Origin of the sequence: Pseudomonas lalucatii, assembly GCF_018398425.1 — a bacterium.
Taxonomy (GTDB): domain Bacteria; phylum Pseudomonadota; class Gammaproteobacteria; order Pseudomonadales; family Pseudomonadaceae; genus Aquipseudomonas; species Aquipseudomonas lalucatii.
This window is the reverse complement of sequence record NZ_JADPMV010000001.1, coordinates 1,121,332-1,139,015: the sequence shown is the minus strand read 5'-3', so window position 1 is coordinate 1,139,015 and position 17,684 is coordinate 1,121,332. Positions and strand designations below refer to the sequence as shown.

The 17,684-nt window shown below is 69.7% G+C and carries 21 protein-coding genes; 13 read left to right on the top strand and 8 right to left on the bottom strand.

Features of this window, described 5'->3' with window-relative positions:
• Window positions 1-167 precede the first annotated feature (167 nt).
• Entirely contained in the window at window positions 168-1,025 is an 858-nt protein-coding gene (locus I0D00_RS05070) for a sulfurtransferase (protein ID WP_213638652.1), read from the bottom strand.
• Between the two features lie 162 nt (window positions 1,026-1,187).
• On the opposite strand from I0D00_RS05070, the gene I0D00_RS05065 reads away from it, so the two are divergent.
• Complete coding sequence (locus tag I0D00_RS05065; protein ID WP_213638651.1) at window positions 1,188-1,517, top strand: rhodanese-like domain-containing protein; 330 nt, start codon at window positions 1,188-1,190, stop codon at window positions 1,515-1,517.
• A gap of 104 nt (window positions 1,518-1,621) precedes the next feature.
• A complete protein-coding gene (locus I0D00_RS05060) occupies window positions 1,622-2,305 on the top strand; it encodes a spermidine synthase (RefSeq protein ID WP_213638650.1) in 684 nt (227 codons plus the stop codon).
• A 39-nt stretch (window positions 2,306-2,344) separates the two neighbouring features.
• Here I0D00_RS05060 and I0D00_RS05055 read toward each other — a convergent pair whose 3' ends face one another.
• Complete coding sequence (locus I0D00_RS05055; protein ID WP_213638649.1) at window positions 2,345-3,406, bottom strand: SMP-30/gluconolactonase/LRE family protein; 1,062 nt, start codon at window positions 3,404-3,406, stop codon at window positions 2,345-2,347.
• Between the two features lie 148 nt (window positions 3,407-3,554).
• On the opposite strand from I0D00_RS05055, the gene rnd reads away from it, so the two are divergent.
• From rnd to I0D00_RS05025, 6 genes are all read left to right on the top strand, one after another.
• Complete coding sequence (gene rnd, locus I0D00_RS05050; RefSeq protein WP_213638648.1) at window positions 3,555-4,688, top strand: ribonuclease D; 1,134 nt, start codon at window positions 3,555-3,557, stop codon at window positions 4,686-4,688.
• The gene (locus I0D00_RS05045) at window positions 4,685-4,978 is read left to right on the top strand and encodes a YcgL domain-containing protein (RefSeq protein ID WP_213638647.1); all 294 of its coding nucleotides are present in this window, start codon (window positions 4,685-4,687) and stop codon (window positions 4,976-4,978) included. The genes rnd and I0D00_RS05045 overlap by 4 nt, the downstream gene beginning before the upstream one ends.
• Window positions 4,979-5,005: 27 nt before the next feature.
• Complete coding sequence (locus I0D00_RS05040) at window positions 5,006-5,938, top strand: D-2-hydroxyacid dehydrogenase (protein WP_213638646.1); 933 nt, start codon at window positions 5,006-5,008, stop codon at window positions 5,936-5,938.
• Window positions 5,939-6,025: 87 nt separating this feature from the next.
• Window positions 6,026-6,475 carry a YcgN family cysteine cluster protein gene (locus tag I0D00_RS05035; RefSeq protein WP_213638645.1) on the top strand — a complete coding sequence of 150 codons (450 nt, stop codon included), beginning with the start codon at window positions 6,026-6,028 and terminating at the stop codon, window positions 6,473-6,475.
• A gap of 128 nt (window positions 6,476-6,603) precedes the next feature.
• Window positions 6,604-7,830, top strand: coding sequence for a hypothetical protein (locus I0D00_RS05030; protein ID WP_213638644.1), 1,227 nt, complete (start codon window positions 6,604-6,606; stop codon window positions 7,828-7,830).
• A gap of 65 nt (window positions 7,831-7,895) precedes the next feature.
• Entirely contained in the window at window positions 7,896-8,528 is a 633-nt protein-coding gene (locus tag I0D00_RS05025) for a LysE family translocator (protein ID WP_213638643.1), read from the top strand.
• A 6-nt stretch (window positions 8,529-8,534) separates the two neighbouring features.
• On the opposite strand, the gene I0D00_RS05020 is transcribed toward I0D00_RS05025, so the two are convergent.
• Together I0D00_RS05020 and I0D00_RS05015 are read right to left on the bottom strand one after the other, a co-directional pair.
• Window positions 8,535-9,002: an RNA methyltransferase gene (locus I0D00_RS05020; RefSeq protein WP_213638642.1), complete on the bottom strand. Its 468-nt coding sequence runs from the start codon at window positions 9,000-9,002 to the stop codon at window positions 8,535-8,537.
• A gap of 55 nt (window positions 9,003-9,057) precedes the next feature.
• Complete coding sequence (locus I0D00_RS05015) at window positions 9,058-9,432, bottom strand: YajD family HNH nuclease (RefSeq protein ID WP_213638641.1); 375 nt, start codon at window positions 9,430-9,432, stop codon at window positions 9,058-9,060.
• 130 nt (window positions 9,433-9,562) lie between these two features.
• Between I0D00_RS05015 and I0D00_RS05010 the strand changes: the two genes are divergently transcribed.
• Complete coding sequence (locus tag I0D00_RS05010) at window positions 9,563-9,886, top strand: hypothetical protein (protein ID WP_213638640.1); 324 nt, start codon at window positions 9,563-9,565, stop codon at window positions 9,884-9,886.
• Here I0D00_RS05010 and I0D00_RS05005 read toward each other — a convergent pair whose 3' ends face one another.
• Together I0D00_RS05005 and I0D00_RS05000 are read right to left on the bottom strand one after the other, a co-directional pair.
• Window positions 9,887-10,360: a cyclic nucleotide-binding domain-containing protein gene (locus I0D00_RS05005; protein ID WP_213638639.1), complete on the bottom strand. Its 474-nt coding sequence runs from the start codon at window positions 10,358-10,360 to the stop codon at window positions 9,887-9,889.
• Window positions 10,361-10,468: 108 nt separating this feature from the next.
• Entirely contained in the window at window positions 10,469-12,526 is a 2,058-nt protein-coding gene (locus I0D00_RS05000; RefSeq protein ID WP_213638638.1) for a S9 family peptidase, read from the bottom strand.
• Between the two features lie 111 nt (window positions 12,527-12,637).
• Here I0D00_RS05000 and I0D00_RS04995 point away from each other — a divergent pair, with 111 nt between their 5' ends.
• The 4 genes from I0D00_RS04995 to I0D00_RS04980 all read left to right on the top strand — a co-directional run bounded on the left by I0D00_RS04995 (window position 12,638) and on the right by I0D00_RS04980 (window position 14,979).
• Entirely contained in the window at window positions 12,638-13,117 is a 480-nt protein-coding gene (locus I0D00_RS04995) for an MFS transporter (RefSeq protein ID WP_213638637.1), read from the top strand.
• A 77-nt stretch (window positions 13,118-13,194) separates the two neighbouring features.
• The gene (locus I0D00_RS04990; protein ID WP_213638636.1) at window positions 13,195-13,641 is read left to right on the top strand and encodes an HIT family protein; all 447 of its coding nucleotides are present in this window, start codon (window positions 13,195-13,197) and stop codon (window positions 13,639-13,641) included.
• Window positions 13,642-13,643: 2 nt separating this feature from the next.
• The gene (locus I0D00_RS04985) at window positions 13,644-14,417 is read left to right on the top strand and encodes a class II glutamine amidotransferase (RefSeq protein WP_213638635.1); all 774 of its coding nucleotides are present in this window, start codon (window positions 13,644-13,646) and stop codon (window positions 14,415-14,417) included.
• 37 nt (window positions 14,418-14,454) lie between these two features.
• A complete protein-coding gene (locus tag I0D00_RS04980) occupies window positions 14,455-14,979 on the top strand; it encodes a DUF2937 family protein (RefSeq protein WP_213638634.1) in 525 nt (174 codons plus the stop codon).
• Window positions 14,980-15,003: 24 nt separating this feature from the next.
• Here I0D00_RS04980 and I0D00_RS04975 read toward each other — a convergent pair whose 3' ends face one another.
• Window positions 15,004-16,335, bottom strand: a complete 1,332-nt coding sequence (locus tag I0D00_RS04975; protein WP_213638633.1) for a TolC family outer membrane protein — start codon at window positions 16,333-16,335, stop codon at window positions 15,004-15,006.
• 1 nt (window position 16,336) lies between these two features.
• On the bottom strand, window positions 16,337-17,680 hold the full coding sequence (locus I0D00_RS04970; protein ID WP_213638632.1) for an HlyD family type I secretion periplasmic adaptor subunit: 1,344 nt from the start codon (window positions 17,678-17,680) through the stop codon (window positions 16,337-16,339).
• Window positions 17,681-17,684 lie beyond the last annotated feature (4 nt).

Sequence of the window (17,684 nt, the reverse complement as noted above, 5' to 3'; positions counted from 1 at the left end):
TGGCGCGTGGCAGCTTCTGCTTGTTCTCTAAAGACCCCACCGGGAGCGGGGGTTAGCCGCTCATGTTCAAGTCTAGTGCGACCTTTGAGCTGTAAAGAGCTGTTTTTAAATTGTTTTCGGCTTTCGGTTATTGCCCATATTCCGCTTGGTGCTTAGCCGGGCGCGGTTCAGTCGCCGCTGGCCACGGGGCGGCCGGGATCGGTGATCCATTCGCTCCAGGAGCCGGCATAGAGCGCGGCCAGCGGATAGCCGGCCAGGCACAGGGCGAACAGGTTGTGGCACGCGGTGACACCGGAGCCGCAGTAGGCCACCAGTCCGTCGGCCGGGCGCGCTCCCAGCTGCGCGGCGAAGCGCTGGCGCAGCTGCTCGGCCGGGAGGAAGTGGCCGTCGCTGTCCAGGTTGTCGCTGAAGGCCGCGCAGCGGGCGCCGGGAATGTGCCCGGCCACCGGGTCCAGCGGTTCCACCTCGCCGCGAAAGCGCGGCAAAGCGCGGGCGTCGAGCAGGGTCAGGTCGCTGCTGCCGAGGCGCTGTTGCAGCCGGCTGGCGCTGACCAGCAGGCCCTCGTCGGGCTCGCCGCTGAAGTCGCCGCGGACCGGGTCCGGCTGCTCGTGGCTCAGGCCCAGGCCGGCCTTGTGCCAGGCCTTGAGGCCGCCGTCGAGGAGGTAGACGCCGTCGCGCTTGCCGAGCCAGGCCAGCAGCCACCAGGCGCGGGCGGCGAAGGCGCCGGGGCCGTCGTCGTACAGCACCACCTGGCTGTCCTGGCGCAGGCCCCATTGGCGCAGGCGTTCGAGCAGGACCTTGGGGTCCGGCAACGGGTGGCGGCCGGTGACGCCCTGGCGTACTGGGCCGGAGAGGTGCTGCTCCAGGTCGGCGAACTGCGCGCCGGGGATATGCCCGGCGGCATAGCTGCGCTGGCCGTAGCTCGGGTCGTCGAGGGCGAAGCGGCAGTCGAGGATCAGCGGCGGCCCGTCCTGCTCCAGGCGCAGGGCGAGGGCCGCGGGGGTGATCAGCTGGGCGAGGGGCATGACGGGCATCCTGAGTCGGAAGGGGCAGGGGCATCATAAACCCGGGAGCGCGGCGGAGGAAAAGCGCATGGGCTAGGCTGGGGATGGCCCGTCGATAGATTCCGGCGCGGTAATAGAGGAGGGCGTATGGGACATTCTCATCGCGGCCTGCGGTGAACGGTCATGGCTGAAGCCGTTGCCGTCGCCGAGTTGCAGGCCCTGCTGGCGTCGGCCCGGCCGCCGCTGCTGTGCGACGTGCGTCGCCAGCCGGCGTTCGACGCCAGTCCGCAGGTCATTCCCGGCGCGTTGCGGCGCCAGCCCGAGGCCGTCGCGGACTGGGCCGCGGCGTTGCCCGGCGCGGCCGAGGTGGTGGTGTACTGCGTGCACGGCCACGAGGTCAGCCAGGGCGTCGCCGCGTACCTCGGCGGCCTGGGGCTGCGCGCCCGCTACCTGCGCGGCGGTATCGAGCAGTGGAAGACCGAGGGCGGGGCCACCGCGGCGCTCCGCGACTGAGCCGGCCGCCCCGCCGCAGCATGGGCAGGCGACCTACTGCTGTGGCGGGCGTCCGGCTGCTGTATCGTGGCGCCCTCTTTCACTTGGGCTGCCGCGAGATCGCCATGAAGCGCTTCGTACTGCTGGATACGGTTGAGATTCCCGACAACGCCGGCGCGCTGTGCCTGTTCGAGTACGGCGAGGACTTCGTGATCAAGATCGCCGGCGGCGACGGCGGCCAGCTGATGAACACCCGCATGCACGGTTCCGAGGATGCCCTGGCGGCGATTCCCTGCCAGCAGGTGGCGAGTCGCCCGCAGGTGCGGGCGCTGATCGGCGGCCTGGGCATGGGCTTCACCCTGGCCTCGGCGCTGCAGCACCTGGGGACGGATGCCGAGGTGACGGTGGCCGAGCTGGTGCCGGGGGTGGTGGAGTGGAACCGCGGGGCGCTGGGAGCCAAGGCCGGTTATCCGCTGCGCGATCCGCGCACCCGGGTGGTGCTGGAGGATGTCGCCAAGCTGCTGCAGCGTGCCAGCCAGGCCTATGACGCGATCATGCTGGATGTCGACAACGGCCCCGAGGGGCTGACCCAGAAGGGCAACGGCTGGCTGTATTCGGCCGCGGGCCTGCGCCAGTGCCATCAGGCGCTGCGGCCCAGGGGCCGGCTGGCGGTGTGGTCGGCCAGTGCCGACCGCCCGTTCGGCGAGCGGGTGCGCCGGGCCGGTTTCAGGGTGGAGGAGGTGCAGGTCTACGCCCACGGCAACCGCGGCACCCGCCACACCCTGTGGATCGCCGAGAAGCTCGGCTGAGCGGCCAGGAATCCGACCTGGGCGCGTCGCCGGCGGGCCTCAGCGAATCCGCAGCCTGCCGATGCGGTCGTTGTCCAGGCTGCCGAGGTACAGGTAGTCGCCCACCGGCTTGGCCGAGGTGATCATGCGCAGGTGGCTGCCGCTGGTGTCGTGCAGGCTGCGGACGATCTCGCCCCGCTCATCGAGGGCGATGACCAGGCCGTAGGGAATGGCCTTGGGCCACAGCGCCCGGGGCAGCTTGGCCAGCTGCGCCTTGACCCAGGGGTGACGGTGCAGCAGGTCGGCGTCGGCCTTGCGCGGCGACGGCAGGGCGACCCAGAAGGTGCCGGCGCCGTCGCCCTGCAGATTGTCCGGCAGGCCCGGCAGGTTGTCGATGAAGGTGTCCGCGGTGCCGGCCTGGTCGCCCTCGAGCCAGTAGCGGGTGATGCGGTAGCGGTAGGTCTCGTTGACCAGCACGAAGTCCTCGTCCGCCGACAGCGCCACGCCGTTGGCGAAGTACAGGTCCTCGAGCAGCACCTCGGTCGTCGCGGTCTGCGGGTCGTAGCGCAGCAGGCGACCGTGGGGGCGGGCCTCGAGCAGGTCGAGCAGGTAGTCCGGCTGCTCGAAGCGCGAGGAGGCATCGCTGAAGTAGATGCGGCCGTTGCGGGCGATCGCCAGGTCGTCGGTGAACTTGAAGGGCACCCCGGCGGCCTCGGTGCTCAGCACCTCGATGCGCCCCTGCGGGTCGATGCTCAGCAGGCCCTTGTAGGCGTCGGCGACGATCAGGTTGCCGGCCGCATCGAAGTCCATGCCCAGCGGGCGGCCGCCGGTGTCGACGAAGGTCGCCACGGCGCCGTCGGCGTCGATGCGCACGATGCGGCCGTCCTGCAGGCCGCTGTAGAGCCGGCCCTGGGCGTCCACGGCGCTGTCCTCCGGCCCCGGCAGCTGGCCCTTGCCGATCAGCTCGGCTTTCATCAGGGTGTCGTTCGGCTCCAGCACGCCGGTCATGGCCGGGGCCGGCGGTGCCTGCCAGGCCAGCGGCTCGATGGGACTTGGGGTGACGGCCAGGTAGGCGGCGCCGGCGGCGATTGCCAGGGCGAGCAGGCCGAGGGGTGTGTTCATCGTGGGCGTTCCTTGTGCTGAAGCCGGCGGGTGGCGCGGGGCGCCAGATTACACAGATCGTGCAGCGCGTGTGCCCCTTTGCCGCCGCGATGCCCGGCAAGGGCCGAGGGCGATATATACTGCGCGGTATTCTTGATGGGAGTGCCGCGTGGCTATCGATATTCACTGGATTCTTGACGACGCCAGCCTGGCGCGGCATTGCGCCGACTGGCGGCGATTGCCGTTCGTGGCCCTGGACACCGAGTTCATGCGGGTCGACACCTTCTACCCGATCGCCGGCCTGCTGCAGGTCAGCGAGGGCGAGCGGGCCTACCTGATCGACCCTTTGCAGATCGGCGACTGGCAACCGTTCGCCGCCTTGCTGGCGGACCCGGCGGTGGTCAAGGTGCTGCACGCCTGCAGCGAGGACCTGGAGGTCTTCCAGCGCCTGACCGGCAGCCTGCCGGCGCCGCTGTTCGACACCCAGCTGGCCGCCGGCTACCTCAACCTGGGGTTCTCCATGGGCTACTCGCGCCTGGTGCAGGCGGTGCTGAACATCGAGCTGCCCAAGGGCGAGACCCGCTCCGACTGGCTGCAGCGACCGCTGTCGGCGACCCAGGTCAGCTACGCCGCCGAGGATGTGCTGCACCTGGCGGAGATCTACCTGGCCCTGCAGCAGCGCCTGTCGCCGCAGAAGAACGCCTGGGTGCTGGAGGACGGCGCCGAACTGGTGGCCAACCTGGGCCGCGAGGTCGACCCGCAGGAGCTCTACCGCGAGGCCAAGCTGGCCTGGAAGCTGTCCCGTCAGCAACTGGCGGTACTGCGTGCGTTGTGCGCCTGGCGCGAGCGCGAGGCGCGGGCGCGCGACCAGCCGCGCAACCGCATCATCCGCGAGCATTCGCTGTGGCCCCTGGCGCGTAGCCAGCCGGACAACCTGGTGGTCCTGGCGCGGATCGACGACATGCATCCCAAGACCGTGCGCCAGGACGGCGAGACCCTGTTGCAGCTGATCAAGGACGCCGCCGCCACGTCGCCGGCCGACTGGCCCGAGGCGCTGCCCGAGCCGTTGCCGGTGGAGGCCGCGGCACTGCTGAAGAAGCTGCGCGCCATCGGCCAGCGCCAGGCCGAGCGGCTGGACATCGCCCCGGAGCTGATGTTGCGCAAGAAGACCCTCGAGGCCCTGCTGAAAAGCGGCTACCCCCATGGCCCCTATGAACTGCCGGACGCCCTGCGCGGCTGGCGCCGCGACTTGATGGGCCAGGCCCTGCTCGACTGCCTGGCCGCCGAAGGAGACCCCGCGTGAAGCGCATCTGCTCGATCTACAAAAGCCCGCGCAAGAACGAGATGTACCTCTACGTGCTCAAGAGCGATGCGCTCAAGCGTGTGCCCGAGAACCTGCTGGCGGCCTTCGGCCCGCCGATCCACAGCTTCGACATGGTGCTGACCCCGGAGCGCCAGCTGGCCCGCGAGGACATTCACAAGGTGCTCGACAACCTCGAGCAGCAGGGTTTCCACCTGCAGATGCCGCCGGCCGAGGAGGACTACATCGAGCACCTGCCGGACGAGCTGCTGCGGCGCAACGACCCGGTCTGAGCAACCCTGGCCGAGGAGCCGCCACCCATGCACCTGCTGATCGCCGAAGGCGCCCACACCACCTACGCCGAACTGCTGCGCCAGGCCGCGCCGGAGCTGGAGCTGCGCGGCAGCGCCGACCCCGCCGAGTTGGCACGCTGGGCCGACGGCTGCCCGCTGTGGCTGGGCCAGCCCGACCTGCTCGCCGCCCTGCTGGCCGCGGGACACAGGCCGCAGTGGCTGCAGTCGACCTGGGCCGGCATCACGCCCCTGCTGGCGCCGGAGCTGCCGCGGGACTACCGGTTGAGCCGCGCCGTGGGCATCTTCGGCCAGGTGATGGCCGAATATGTGCTGGGCCACCTGCTGGCCCATGAGCGCCGGCTGTTCGCGCGCCAGGCCGCCCAGGCCGAGCAGCGCTGGGACAGCAGCCTGCCGCGCAGCCTGGCCGGGCGCCGGGTGCTGATCGTCGGTTGCGGCGACATCGGCCAGAGCGTGGCGCAGTTCCTCGCCCCCTTCGGCGTCGAGCTGTTCGGCGTGGCCAGCCAGGCACGGGAGCTGGCGCCCTTCGTCGCGGTGGCCGGCATGGAGGCGCTGCCGCGCCTGGCCGCCGACGCCGACTACCTGGTCAACTTGCTGCCGGATACCCCGGCCACCCGCGACGTCTACGATGCCGCACTGCTGGGCCGGCTCAAGCCCAGCGCCGTGCTGATCAACGCCGGTCGCGGCGCGGCGGTGGTCGACGCCGACCTGGTCGCGGCCCTGCAACGGGGCCGGCTGGCCGGCGCGGTGATCGACGTCTGCCGCCAGGAGCCCCTGCCGGCCGGGCATCCGTTCTGGACCGCGCCACGCCTGCTGCTCACCGGACACAGCTCGGCACCGACCGATCCGCGGCTGATGGCGCGGCTGTTCCTCGACAACCTGAAACGCTGGCGCGGCGGGCAGGCGCTGCGCGGCCAGGTGGACTTCATCCGGGGCTACTAGCCGGCGCCGTTCGGCGAGGCGCCCTTGGCCGGCGGCGGGCGCCACGCTAGACTGCCGCCCCGTTTGTCCTCAACCGTACCCCCTGCCATGGCCGCGAAAGTCGAACCCTTCTGGAAACGCAAGACCCTCGCCCAGCTCGACCAGGACGAGTGGGAATCGCTGTGCGACGGCTGCGGCCTGTGCTGCCTGCAGAAGCTCGAGGACGAGGACGACGGCAGCGTCTACTACACGCGCATCGCCTGCAAGCTGCTCGATCTCGACAGTTGCCGCTGTACGGACTACGCCAATCGTGCGCGCTTCGTCCCCGACTGCATCCAGCTCACCCCCGCCCAGGCCGACCAGTTCCAGTGGTTGCCGCCGACCTGCGCCTACCGCCTGGTCAGCGAGGGCAAGGATCTGCCGCTGTGGCACCACCTGGTCTGCGGTGACCCCCAGGCGGTACATGTCGAGCGCATCTCCCAGGCCGGACGCATGCTCAGCGAGCACAGCGTCGCCGAGGACGATTGGGAAGAGCATCTGATCTTCCGCGCCGGCTAGGCGCACGCCGCCGGGCGCCGTTGCAGCCCCGCCGGCTTTGTGCAAGCGTAACGCTCCACCGTCGGGAAAACGCTCGAGCCGCGCCGGTCCGTGTACCGCGCCGCTCCTCTGGTCAAGGAAACCGCCCCATGCCGATTCGCTCCAGCCTGTTGTCCGTCGCCCTGTTGCTGTCCGCCGCCCCGCTGTGGGCCGCCGAACGGGTCGACCTGGACTACCGGGTGAAATTCCTCCCGGACAGCGACCAGGCCGAGGTCAGCCTGACCCTGGAGAAGGGCGAGCGGGTGCTCGGCCTGGATTTCGACCTGGGCGAGGAGGGCGCCTACTCGGACTTCGCCGCCGACGGCCAGTGGACCCAGGACAGCCCCGAGCGCGGGCTGTGGCAGCCGGCCAAGGGGCGGGCGAAGCTGAGCTACCGGGTGCGCGTCAGCCACCTGCGCAACGGCGAGCACTATGACGCGCGCATGACGCCCGACTGGGCGTTGCTGCGCGGCGACGACCTGGTGCCCAGCGCCAGGCTGCGCCAGGAGGACAAGACCGAGCTGGTCGCGCGCCTGCAGTTCGACCTGCCCGAGGGCTGGCGCGGGGTCGAGACCGGCTGGCCGCGCATCGGCAAGAACAGGTTCCGCATCGACAACCCGCTGCGCAAGTTCGACCGCCCCACCGGCTGGATAGTCGCCGGCAAGATCGGCACGCGCCGGGCCAAGCTCGGCGAGACCGAGGTGACGGTGGCGGCGCCGGTCGGCGAGGGCATGCGGCGGATGGACATCCTCACCCTGCTGACCTTCGTCTGGCCGCAGATGCAGGCGGTGTTCCCACGGGACCCGGCCAAGCTGCTGATCGTCGGCGCCGACGACCCGATGTGGCGCGGCGGCCTGTCGGCGACCAACTCCTACTACATGCATGCCGATCGCCCGCTGGTCAGCGAGAACGGCACCAGTTCCCTGGTGCACGAGCTGGTACACGTATTCAGCCGCATCAGCCAGCGCGACCGCAGCGACTGGGTCGTCGAGGGCCTGGCCGAGTATTACGCCATCGAGATGATGCGCCGCGCCGGTGGCCTGAGCGAGGAGCGCTACCAGAAGATTCGCCAGCAGCTGAGCCGCTGGAGCAAGCCGGTCAAGAGCCTGCGCGGCAAGCGCTCCACCGGCCCGGTCACGGCCCGGGCGGTGCTGCTGCTGCAGGAGCTGGACCGCGAGATCCGCCAGGCCACCAAGGACAGCCAGCCGCGCTCGCTGGACGACGTCACCCGCGGCCTGATGCGTCTGGACAAGGTCAGCACCCAGGATCTGATCGCCATCAGCGAAAGCGTCATGGGCGGACCGTCCAAGGTGCTGGATACCCGGCTGCTGCGCTGAGGCCCGCAAGGGGCCGGCGCTGTCCGGCCATCCCATGACGACCCGGTGCTGGAGGTTGCTGCGCCATGCTTGAGATCGAACATTTCGGCCTGTTTCTCGCTGCGACCCTGGCGCTGAACCTGACGCCCGGGCCGGACATGCTGTACATCGCCTCGCGCGCCGGCGCCCAGGGCACCTTGGCCGGGCTGGTGTCGAGCCTGGGGATCGGCACCGGCTGCCTGGTGCATGCCCTGGCGGCCGCCTTCGGCCTGTCGGCCTTGCTGATGATGTCGGCGCTGGCCTTCAGCCTGGTGAAGTGGGCCGGGGTGCTCTACCTGATCTGGCTGGGCGTGCAGCTGGTCCGCGCGGCCTGGCGCGAGTCCGGCAGCCAGGCGTTGGCGCCGGCCAGCCTGTCTCGGGTGTTCTGCCAGGGCGTGCTGGTGAACCTGTTCAACCCCAAGGTGGCGCTGTTCTTCCTCGCCTTCCTGCCCCAGTTCGCCAACCCCGCTGCGCCGGGCTTCGTCGGGCAGATGCTCCTGCTCGGTCTGTTCTTCAGCCTGTGCGGCACCCTGGTGAATGCCGCGGTGGCGCTGCTGTGCGGGCACTTCGGCAGTCGTCTGGGCAATCGGCCGGCCTGGCGCCGCTGGCAGCAGAGCGGCGCCGGGGTGTTGATCATGGCCATGGGCATCGGCCTGGCACTGACCGAGCGGCGCGCCTGAAGCGCTCTAGTACTGCGCCCCGGACCGGGTGTTGTTGCCCTTGGCCAGGCGGTCGTAGAGCACCACGTTGACCGTGGCGGCGAGGTTCATGCAGCCGTTGGTCGGCACGTACACCACGTCCTCGCACCAGGCACGGATGTGCTTGTCCAGCGAGCCGTCTTCCGGGCCGAAGATGTAGATCGCCCGATCCGGGTGGGTGTACTCGGGCAGCGGCCGGGCGCCCTCCACCAGTTCCACGGCGACCGGGGTGCAGCCCAGGGGGATGATCTTCTGCAGGTCGTCGATGGCGATCAGCGGGATGTCCAGGTGCACCTGCTTGGTGTCGGTGACGAAGTCGCGGGCGCGCTCGTAGCGCTTGCCGGTGTAGAACACCGAGCTCACCCCGTAGCAGCCGGCGGCGCGCATCACCGCGCCGACGTTCTCCGGCGACTTGGGGTTGAACAGACCGATGCAGCTGTATCTCTTGTTCGCCACGGACTGGCCCCTCGAGCAAAGGGCGCCAGTATAAGGGGGCGCGGGCCGGGCCGGGCTAGTCTTTGTGCTTCAGCAGCGCGGCGAGGTCGGCGAAGGCCTTGTGGGTCGCCTTGGGGCCCTGGGGACTGGCGGTGGAGCCTTCGCTGAAATACTGCTGGTCGGTGTAGCGCGAGTGTTCGTTGTCGTGGCAGTACAGGCACAGCAGCTCCCAGTTGGAGCCGTCCTGGGGGTTGTTGTCGTGGTTGTGGTCGCGGTGGTGCACCGTCAACTCGCTCAGGCGCTTGCCGGAGAACTCGCGACCACAGCGGCCGCAGACATGGGGGTACATCTTCAGCGCCTTGTCCCGGTAGCCTTCCTCGCGGCTGCGCTGGGCTTCGGCGAGGATGCGGTCGAGTTTGCCGGTGGGCGAGGGGGATTTGTCCGTGCTCATGATCTGTTCCGTGGTGGGAGGCGGGCTTGCTTGCAGTTTAGTCCGGCCGACCGTCGGCGAGAACCGTCTGCGCGGCACTAATCGGCGTTGTCGCGGCCCAAATTCTGAGTCTCGACGATGGAGGTGGCCGATGGGGTCGTTCCCGCGCGCCTGGCTGTGCCTGGGTTTGTTCTGGGGCGCGACGCTCGCGGCGCAGGACTACCGCCCGGCAGGCCCCCAGGAGCGGCCCGCCGGATCGCCCGGTACCGCCACCCCGCAACCCTTCAGTCAGCCGCAGCCTCCCCGGCCCCTGGGCACCGCGCCGCACAATCTGCCGCTGCTCAACGACGGCACGGGCAACCGCGGCGGTCCGCTCAGCCCGCCACTCGCCGCGCCGCCGCCCGGGGACGGCCGGCTGCCGCTGCTGGAGCAGCAATTGCAGCGCAACAGCCGGGGCCGGCAGGGCGGCGACTGATCAGAGCTGCTGCTCGACCATCTGCCCGTCGACCATGCGCAGGCGCTTGGACATGGCCACGGCGATGGCGCGGATGATCTTGGCCGCCGACTTGGGCGCCTCCTGCAGCATCCTCTCCAGCGAATCCTTGGCCAGCACCAGCAGGGTGCAGTCGCTGACCGCCACGCAGCTGGCCGAGCGCCGCTCGCCGTCCAGCACGGCCATCTCGCCGAAGGCGCGGCCCCTGCGCAGCTTGGCCAGCTCGACGATTTCGCCGCTGGAATTGGTCTTGCGAATCGATACCGCGCCGAAGTGGATGATGCACATGAAGGAACCGGCATCGCCCTCGCTGCAGATGATGGCGTCCGGGTCGTACTGGCTGATGTTGAAATAGCCGGCCGCGTTGAGCAGTTCGGCCGGCAGCAGGTTATGGAACATGCCGCAGTCCAGCAGCATGTCGCGGATTTCATCGATCAGGTGGCTGTTGTCGGGCATGGGAACTCTGGGGCTGTCCGGCAAGAAGAAAGGGTACAGGCACGACGTTAGCGGGCCGCCAGGGGATTGCCAACGGCCGTCCGCCGGAAGCTGTGACCGGGCCCGCACTCAGGCGCCATCGATCCCGAGCACCTTGAGCAGGAAAGCATACTCCAGGGCCACGTCGCGCAGCGCCTGGTAGCGCCCGCTCATGCCGCCATGGCCTGCGTCGAGGTCGGTTTTGAGCAGCAGCAGGCGGTCGTCGGTGCGGGTCGCGCGCAGCTTGGCCACCCACTTGGCCGCCTCCCAGTACTGCACGCGGCTGTCGTTGTAGCCAGCCACTGCAAGGATCGCCGGGTAGGCCTGGGCCCTGACGTTCTCGTAGGGTGCGTAGCCCTTGATCCGCTCGAATACCTGGGGCTCGTGGGGGTCGCCCCACTCGTCGTACTCGGTGACGGTCAGCGGCAGGTCGGGGTTCTGCATGGTGTTGAGCACGTCGACGAAGGGCACCTCGGCGATGGCGGCGGCGAACAGCTCGGGGCGCAGGTTGAGCACCGCGCCGATCAGCAGGCCGCCGGCGCTGCCGCCGCTGATGGCCAGCCGTTCGGGACGGGTGTAGCCGCTGGCGATCAGGTGCTCGGCGCAGGCGATGAAGTCGTCGAAGCTGTTGTGCTTGTGCTCCAGCTTGCCGGCGCGGTACCAGGCCTCGCCCAGCTCGCCGCCGCCGCGTACATGGGCGATGGCGAAGACGAAGCCGCGTTCGAGCAGGCTCAGGCGGGCATGGGAGAACCAGGGGTCGAGGCTCTCGCCGTAGGCGCCGTAGCCATAGAGATAGAGCGGGGCGGGCTGCCCGCCCTGGAGCACCTCGCGGCGGGCCACCAGGCTGATGGGCACCCGGGTGCCGTCCGCCGCCGTGGCCCACAGGCGCTGGCTGGCATAGGCGTCGGCGTCGAACGGCCCTTCCACCGGGGTCTCCTTGAGCACCCGCTGCTCGCCACTGACGAGGTCGAGCTGGCGGATCTGCGCCGGGCGGTTGAGCGCCTCGTAGCGCAGGCGCATCACCGGGCTGTCGAATTCCAGGGCGTCCTGTACATAGAGGCTGTAGGCCGCATCCGGCAGCTGCACCCGGTAGGGCGGCAGCCCCTGGGGATGCACCTCGATCACCGGCAGGCCGGCCTCGCGCAGGCTGAGGACCAGGGCGCGGCGGTTCAGGCTGACGCCTTCGAGCATCACCTGCGGGTCGTGCGGGCGCAGTGGGTGCCAGTGCGCGCGGGTCGGCGTGCGCTCCTGGCCGGCGGGGTCGTGGGCGAAGTACAGGGCGAAGTTGATGCCGGCCTGGTTGCTGCGGATCAGCCAGGTCCAGTGGCCGTCGAGCCGGCCGTGGTCGAGGTAGTACTCGTGGCCCTCCTCGCGGGGTGCCAGGCAGCGAAAGGCCTGCTGCGGGGTGTCGGCATCCAGCACCCAGGCCTCGCTGGTGGTCTTGCTGCCCAGCAGCAGCACCAGCTGCCGTTCGGAACTGGTGCGGTAGCAACTGAGGAAGAAGCGCCCGTCGCGTTCGTGGAACACCAGCTCGGCGCTCGCGTCGCCGAGGCGGTGGCGGTACAGCTTGTGCGGGCGGTGGGTCTCGTCCAGCTCGCCGAAGAACAGGGTCTGGCTGTCGTTGGCCCAGGTCATGCTGCCGTCGCAATCGGCGAACGGCAGTTCGCGCACGCTGCCGTCGTCCAGCTCCTTGACGAACAGCCGGTAGGTCTCGTCGCCGCTGCTGTCCAGGCTGTAGGCCAGGCGCCGGTGGTCGGGGCTGATGCTGAAGGCGCCGAGCGACAGGTAGCCGCCGCCGGCCAGCTGGTTGGGGTCGAGCAGCAGCTGTTCGGCGCCGTCGTCGACCTGCAGGCTGTCGTCGCTCGGCCGCGGGCAGCGGTAGTGGCGTGGGTACTCGTCGCCCGCCGTGGTGCGCTGGTAGTAGAGGTAGGGGCCCCAGGGCGAGGGCAGCGACAGGTCGGTCTCGCGGATGCGGCCCTTGATCTCCTGGAACAACGCCTCGCGCAGCGCGCGCTGCCCGGCCATCTGGGCCTCCAGGTAGGCGTTCTCGGCCTGGAGATGGGCGAGCACCTCGGCGGCATCCCGTTGCTCCAGCCAGCGGTAGGGATCGGCGCCGGGTTCGGTGCGGGCGATGGGGGCGTGCGTCATGCAGCTACTCCGGAGTCTGCTGCGGGGGACGGCGGGGGCGCCGGTCCGCGGAAAAGCCGCTATCATAAGCCCCCCTTTGTAAGCCCCGCCATGCCAGGGACCCACGGTTTTATGATCGAGAACGACTATCTACTCGCCTGGAGCGCCTACGCCGTCGCGGCGCTCGGCTGCCTGCTGGTGTGGTTCCGCCTGACCGCCTGGATGTGGCGCTACCTGCGCGAGCCGCTGCGGCTGCTGGTGGCGGTGCTGTTGCTGACCCCGAGCATAGTCGACCCGGCCGAGGAACTGTTCGCCCCGGCGGTCGCCATCACCGCCCTGGACCTGCTGTTCAAGGTGGGCAACAACGCCTGGCGGGCGGTGGCCGACCTGGCCCTGTACGGCCTGATCGCCTTCGCCCTGTATCTGCTGTTCGTGGCCATTCGCTGGCCGATCGAGCGCTGGTGGCAGCGGCGCCGCGGCCCGGCGCGCGAGACCGCCGACGAGCAGGCCCCCACCCTGCGCGAACTGATGGAGCAGGGCCGCGACGAGCGCCCCGACAGCCCGCGCGAGGCGCGGGGTGAGCGCGGTCTGCGGATCGAGCCGCGACTCTGAGACGACGCCTCGTGCGCAGCGGTTTGCGCCTGCTGCGGCGGGGGTCCAGCATGGGTTTTTGCGCGCCAGGAGGGCGTATGGGCTGTGTGTTCTGTGGGATAGTCGAGAATCGTCTGCCGGCCCACCGGCTGTACGAGGACGAGCACTTCATCGTCCTGCTGGATGCCTTCCCCCTGCGGCCGGCGCACCTGCTGGTGGTCAGCCGCCAGCACGCCCCGCTGTTCAGGGACCTGGCCGGCGGCGCCCGTGAAGGCCTGTTCGCCGTGGCCGAGCGCATGGCCGCCGCGCTGCGCACCGAGGGCTACGGGGTAGACGGCATCAACCTGCTGATCAACGACGGCCCGGCGTCCAACCAGCACGTGCCCCATCTGCACCTGCACCTGATTCCGCGCCGCTGCGGCGATCTGCCGGCACTGCTCTGGCGCTCGCTGACGCGCTTCCTGCCCCTGGGGCGCAAGCGCCTGGAGGCCCATCTTCAGCACCAGGCGGCGCGCTTGCGCCAGTCCCTGGCCGGAGGCCTATAGCCATGTGCGAATTGCTCGGCATGAGCGCCAACGTACCCACCGATATCGTCTTCAGCTTCACCGGGCTGATGCAGCGTGGCGGCCGCACCGGCCCGCATCGCGACGGCTGGGGCATCGGCTTCTACGAGGGCCGTGGCCTGCGCCTGTTCCAGGACCCGCGCGCCAGCAGCGAGTCGGAAGTGGCGCAGTTGGTGCAGCGCTACCCGATCAAGAGCGAGGTGGTGATCGGCCACATCCGCCAGGCCAATGTCGGCCGCGTCTGCCTGGCCAACACCCATCCTTTCGTGCGCGAAATGTGGGGGCGCAACTGGTGCTTCGCCCATAACGGCCAGCTACAGGCCTTCCGCCCGGCGGCGGGCTGCTACCGGCCGGTTGGCGACACCGACAGCGAGGCGGCCTTCTGTGATCTGCTCAACCGCCTGCGCCTGGCGTTTCCCGAGCCTGCGCCGTTCGAGCAGCTGCTGCCGAGCCTGGTCGAGGCCTGCGCGGCCTATCGCCGGCAGGGGGTATTCAACTGCCTGCTCAGTGATGGCGACTGGCTGTTCAGCTTCTGCTCGAGCAAGCTGGCGCATATCACCCGGCGCGCGCCGTTCGGCCCGGCGCAACTGAAGGACGCCGATCTGCGGGTGGACTTCCAGGCCGAAACCACGCCCAACGACGTGGTCACGGTACTGGCCACCGAGCCGCTTACCGACAACGAGAACTGGAGCCGTTACCAGCCCGGCGAATGGCGCCTGTGGCGCGCGGGCGAGTGCCTGGCGCAGGGCGTGGCCTGAGGCACGAGGCGGGGCGGATGAAGAGGGGAATAGGGACATGTTGAGAAGTTATCTGCGCTTGGCGCTGTTCGCCCTGGGCCTGTTGGTCGGAGTGCAGGTGCCCGGCTTCATCGACGACTACGGCAAGCGCGTGGCGGCGCACCGCCTGGAGTCCGAGCAGGGCCTGAAGGGGTTTCGCGAAACGGCCCGGCGTTTCTTCAAGGACGATCTCCAGGCCCTGGTCGCGCACTACCGGGTGAGCGCTGACCCGGTGATGCGCAGCGACGCGCAGAGCGTCGCCGGGTTGGTCGAGCGGGCGCACTTTCTCGCCCGGGAGGAGCGTGCGATGCAGGGGGGCTGGTACGCCCAGCTGTGGCACCTGGCCACGGCGGCGGACGACGAGTTGCTGGCGGAGACCTACCGGGCCTATCGCTACCAGGTGCTGCTGGCGCCGCAGGCCATTGCCTGGGGAATCGCCAGCGCCTTGCTGCTGGCCTGGACGACCGAAGGGCTGCTGCTGATGCTCGCCTGGGTGTTCGGCGCCGGCCAGGGGCGCCGCACGCAAGAGCGCCACTGGCGCTGAGCCGCCCTCAGGCGCCCCGCTCGCTCAGTGGTTCAGCGCCAGTTCCGGTCCCAGGTAGGCGTTGGCCTGACGGATGTCGTCGTCGCCGAGCAGGCCCACCGCGGCCGCCAGTTGCAGGCGTGAGATCAGGTAGCGCAGCTTGGCCTCCAGCAGGTCGCGACGGGCGAGGAACACCTGCTCCTCGGCGTTGAGGATGTCGACGTTGGTGCTGGAGCCGGCCAGGAAGCCTTTCTTCGCCGAATCCAGGGCCCGCTTGCTGGAGGCCACGGCCTGCTGCAGTGCGCTGATGCGCGCGGGGCCGCTCTGCACCCCGCGGAACTCGCGGGTGGTGGCGGAGAACACCTCCTCGCGGGTGGCGTTGAGGTCTTCGCCGGCCTGCTCGCGGCTCGCCGTGGCCTGGCGCACCCGGGCGCTGACCGCGCCGCCGGAGAACAGCGGCATGTTGAACTCCAGGCCGACCGAGGCGTAGCGGTTCTTCTGGTCGATGGTGGTGATCGAGTCGCTTTCGCTGTTGGTGTAGCCGAGGACGAAGTCGAGGGTCGGCCAGTGGCCGCCGCTGGCACGATTGACTTCTTCCTCCGCCACCCGGCGGTTGTAGTGGCGGGCCCGCAGCGCCGGATTGTTCGCCTGGGCCTTGCTCAGCCAGGCCTGCAGGTTGTTGGGGTGCAGGCCGGGGGTGGGGAAGTCGCCGCGCAGGGTGGCGACCTGCCGGGGCATCTCGCCGAGCATCTCCTGCAGCAGGCGCAGGGCGATCGCCAGGTTGTCCCGCGCCTCGATCTGCTCGGCCAGGGCGAGGTCGCGCCGGGCGGTGGCCTGGTCGACGTCGGTGATGGTGCCATCGCCCAGGTCGAAGCGCCGCTTGGCGGCCGCCACCTGCTGCTCGAAGGCCTTGAGCTTGGCGTCGGCCAGGTCGATGGTTTCCCGGGTCAGCAGCACATCGAAGTAGCGGCTGGCCAGGCGTACCGCGACGTTCTGGGTCTTGGCATCGAACACCGCTTCGCTGTACCCGGCGCGCTGCTCGCCCTGGCGGTACTCGGCCATCTTCTGCCGGTTGAACAGCGGCTGGCGCAGTTGCACCGCGAGGTTCTGCGAGTCGTAGTCCAGGTCGTTGTCCGTCGAGTTGCCGAACTCCTGGGTGCCGTCGATCTTGCTCCTGCTGGCGCTGGCGTTGATCTGTGGCAGCAGGCCGGCGCGGCCCAGGGTGCGGTTCTCCACGCCGGCGTCGCGTTCGTGGGCGGCGGAGCGGTATACCGGTCCCTGCAGACGCAGGGTGTTCCACGCTTCCTCCAGATCCAGGGCCGCTGCGGGCAGGCTGGCCATCCCGGCCAGGCAAACCAGGGCAAGACGAATCGCCATATCACTGCTCCTTGAAGGCACTGTCGATCCGGTCAAGCATAGGCTTCATCAGGTAACTCATCAGGTTGCGTTCGCCGGTTTTTATCGTCACGGTGGCCGGCATGCCGGCGCGGATGCGATTGCTGCCGAGCTTGTCCATGCCCTCCGGGGTGACCTCGACCTGCGCCAGGTAGTAGGGCTGCTTGTTGGCCTCGTCGACCAGACGGTCGGCGGAGATGGTCAGCACGCGCCCGGGAATGTTCGGCGTCTGCGCATGGTTGAAGGCGGGGAAGGTGATGTCCACCGGCAGTCCCGGCGCCATCTTGTCGATGGCCTGGACCGGCACCATGGCGTCCACCTGCAGCGGCTCGTGGGCCGGCACCACGTCCATGATGGTCGAGCCCGGCTGGATCACCCCGCCGATGGTCGAGACGTTGAGGCCGAGCACCACGCCGTCGATCGGCGAGCGGATCACCGTGTTGGCGACCTGGTAGTCGAGCGAGCGCAGGCGGTCGGCCAGGGCCGCGGCTTCCTTCTGGGCATCGGTCAGCAGCGACTGCACCTCCTTCTGGAAGTCTTGCGTGAGCTGCAGGATGCGCAGCTTCAGCTCGGCGATCTGGTTGCGGGTGCCGCCGATCTCGGCGATGTTCTGCGCCAGCGCGGCGTTCAGTTCGGCGGCATTGCGCTCCAGTTCGAGCATGCGGTTGCGGGTGACGTAGCCTTCGGCGGCCAGGCTGCGCACGCCCTCGAGTTCCTGGCGCAGGAACTTGATCTGCGCGTAGCGCGAGCCCTGCACCTGGCGCAGGCCCTTGAGCTGCTCCTCGGCGCCGCGGATGTTCTCCTCGAGGATGCCGGCCTCACCGGTCAGGGCGGCGCGGCGGGTGGCGAACAGGCGCTGCTGCAGGGCGATCGAGGCATTGAGGCGCGGGTCGCCGGCGAAGCGTTCGAGCAGCGCCGGGTCGAAGGTTACCTGGTCCAGGCCGTCGCGCTCGGCCTGCAGGCGGTTTTCCACGGTCTTGACCACGATGTACTGGGCACTGACCACGCCCTGTTCGGCGATGGCCCGGGTGGCGTCCAGTTCGACCAGGGTCTGGCCCTGCCTGACCATTTCGCCTTCGCGCACCGCGATGGCCTTGATCGAGCCGCCGTCCAAATGCTGGATGGTCTTGCGGTTGTCGGTGACGTTGACCGTGGCGTTGGCCACCACGCCGGCATCCAGGGGCGCCAGGATGGCCCAGAGCACGAAACCGCCGAAGCCGGCGAGCACCAGCGCCAGGCCCCAGCGGCCGGGACGGCGGTCATCGACGTCGACGGCTTCCTGGTCGTCGGGGATGAGGTTCTTGCGTTCGAAGGCGAGATTCGACATGACT

Bases quoted from the DNA above. Each gene is read 5' to 3' on its own strand.
- I0D00_RS05070 (WP_213638652.1), bottom strand. From the start codon at position 1,025: ATGCCCCTCGCCCAGCTGATCACCCCCGCGGCCCTCGCCCTGCGCCTG.
- I0D00_RS05065 (WP_213638651.1), top strand. From the start codon at position 1,188: ATGGCTGAAGCCGTTGCCGTCGCCGAGTTGCAGGCCCTGCTGGCGTCG.
- I0D00_RS05060 (WP_213638650.1), top strand. From the start codon at position 1,622: ATGAAGCGCTTCGTACTGCTGGATACGGTTGAGATTCCCGACAACGCC.
- I0D00_RS05055 (WP_213638649.1), bottom strand. From the start codon at position 3,406: ATGAACACACCCCTCGGCCTGCTCGCCCTGGCAATCGCCGCCGGCGCC.
- I0D00_RS05040 (WP_213638646.1), top strand. From the start codon at position 5,006: ATGCACCTGCTGATCGCCGAAGGCGCCCACACCACCTACGCCGAACTG.
- I0D00_RS05035 (WP_213638645.1), top strand. From the start codon at position 6,026: ATGGCCGCGAAAGTCGAACCCTTCTGGAAACGCAAGACCCTCGCCCAG.
- I0D00_RS05030 (WP_213638644.1), top strand. From the start codon at position 6,604: ATGCCGATTCGCTCCAGCCTGTTGTCCGTCGCCCTGTTGCTGTCCGCC.
- I0D00_RS05025 (WP_213638643.1), top strand. From the start codon at position 7,896: ATGCTTGAGATCGAACATTTCGGCCTGTTTCTCGCTGCGACCCTGGCG.
- I0D00_RS05015 (WP_213638641.1), bottom strand. From the start codon at position 9,432: ATGAGCACGGACAAATCCCCCTCGCCCACCGGCAAACTCGACCGCATC.
- I0D00_RS05010 (WP_213638640.1), top strand. From the start codon at position 9,563: ATGGGGTCGTTCCCGCGCGCCTGGCTGTGCCTGGGTTTGTTCTGGGGC.
- I0D00_RS05005 (WP_213638639.1), bottom strand. From the start codon at position 10,360: ATGCCCGACAACAGCCACCTGATCGATGAAATCCGCGACATGCTGCTG.
- I0D00_RS05000 (WP_213638638.1), bottom strand. From the start codon at position 12,526: ATGACGCACGCCCCCATCGCCCGCACCGAACCCGGCGCCGATCCCTAC.
- I0D00_RS04995 (WP_213638637.1), top strand. From the start codon at position 12,638: ATGATCGAGAACGACTATCTACTCGCCTGGAGCGCCTACGCCGTCGCG.
- I0D00_RS04990 (WP_213638636.1), top strand. From the start codon at position 13,195: ATGGGCTGTGTGTTCTGTGGGATAGTCGAGAATCGTCTGCCGGCCCAC.
- I0D00_RS04985 (WP_213638635.1), top strand. From the start codon at position 13,644: ATGTGCGAATTGCTCGGCATGAGCGCCAACGTACCCACCGATATCGTC.
- I0D00_RS04980 (WP_213638634.1), top strand. From the start codon at position 14,455: ATGTTGAGAAGTTATCTGCGCTTGGCGCTGTTCGCCCTGGGCCTGTTG.
- I0D00_RS04975 (WP_213638633.1), bottom strand. From the start codon at position 16,335: ATGGCGATTCGTCTTGCCCTGGTTTGCCTGGCCGGGATGGCCAGCCTG.
- I0D00_RS04970 (WP_213638632.1), bottom strand. From the start codon at position 17,680: ATGTCGAATCTCGCCTTCGAACGCAAGAACCTCATCCCCGACGACCAG.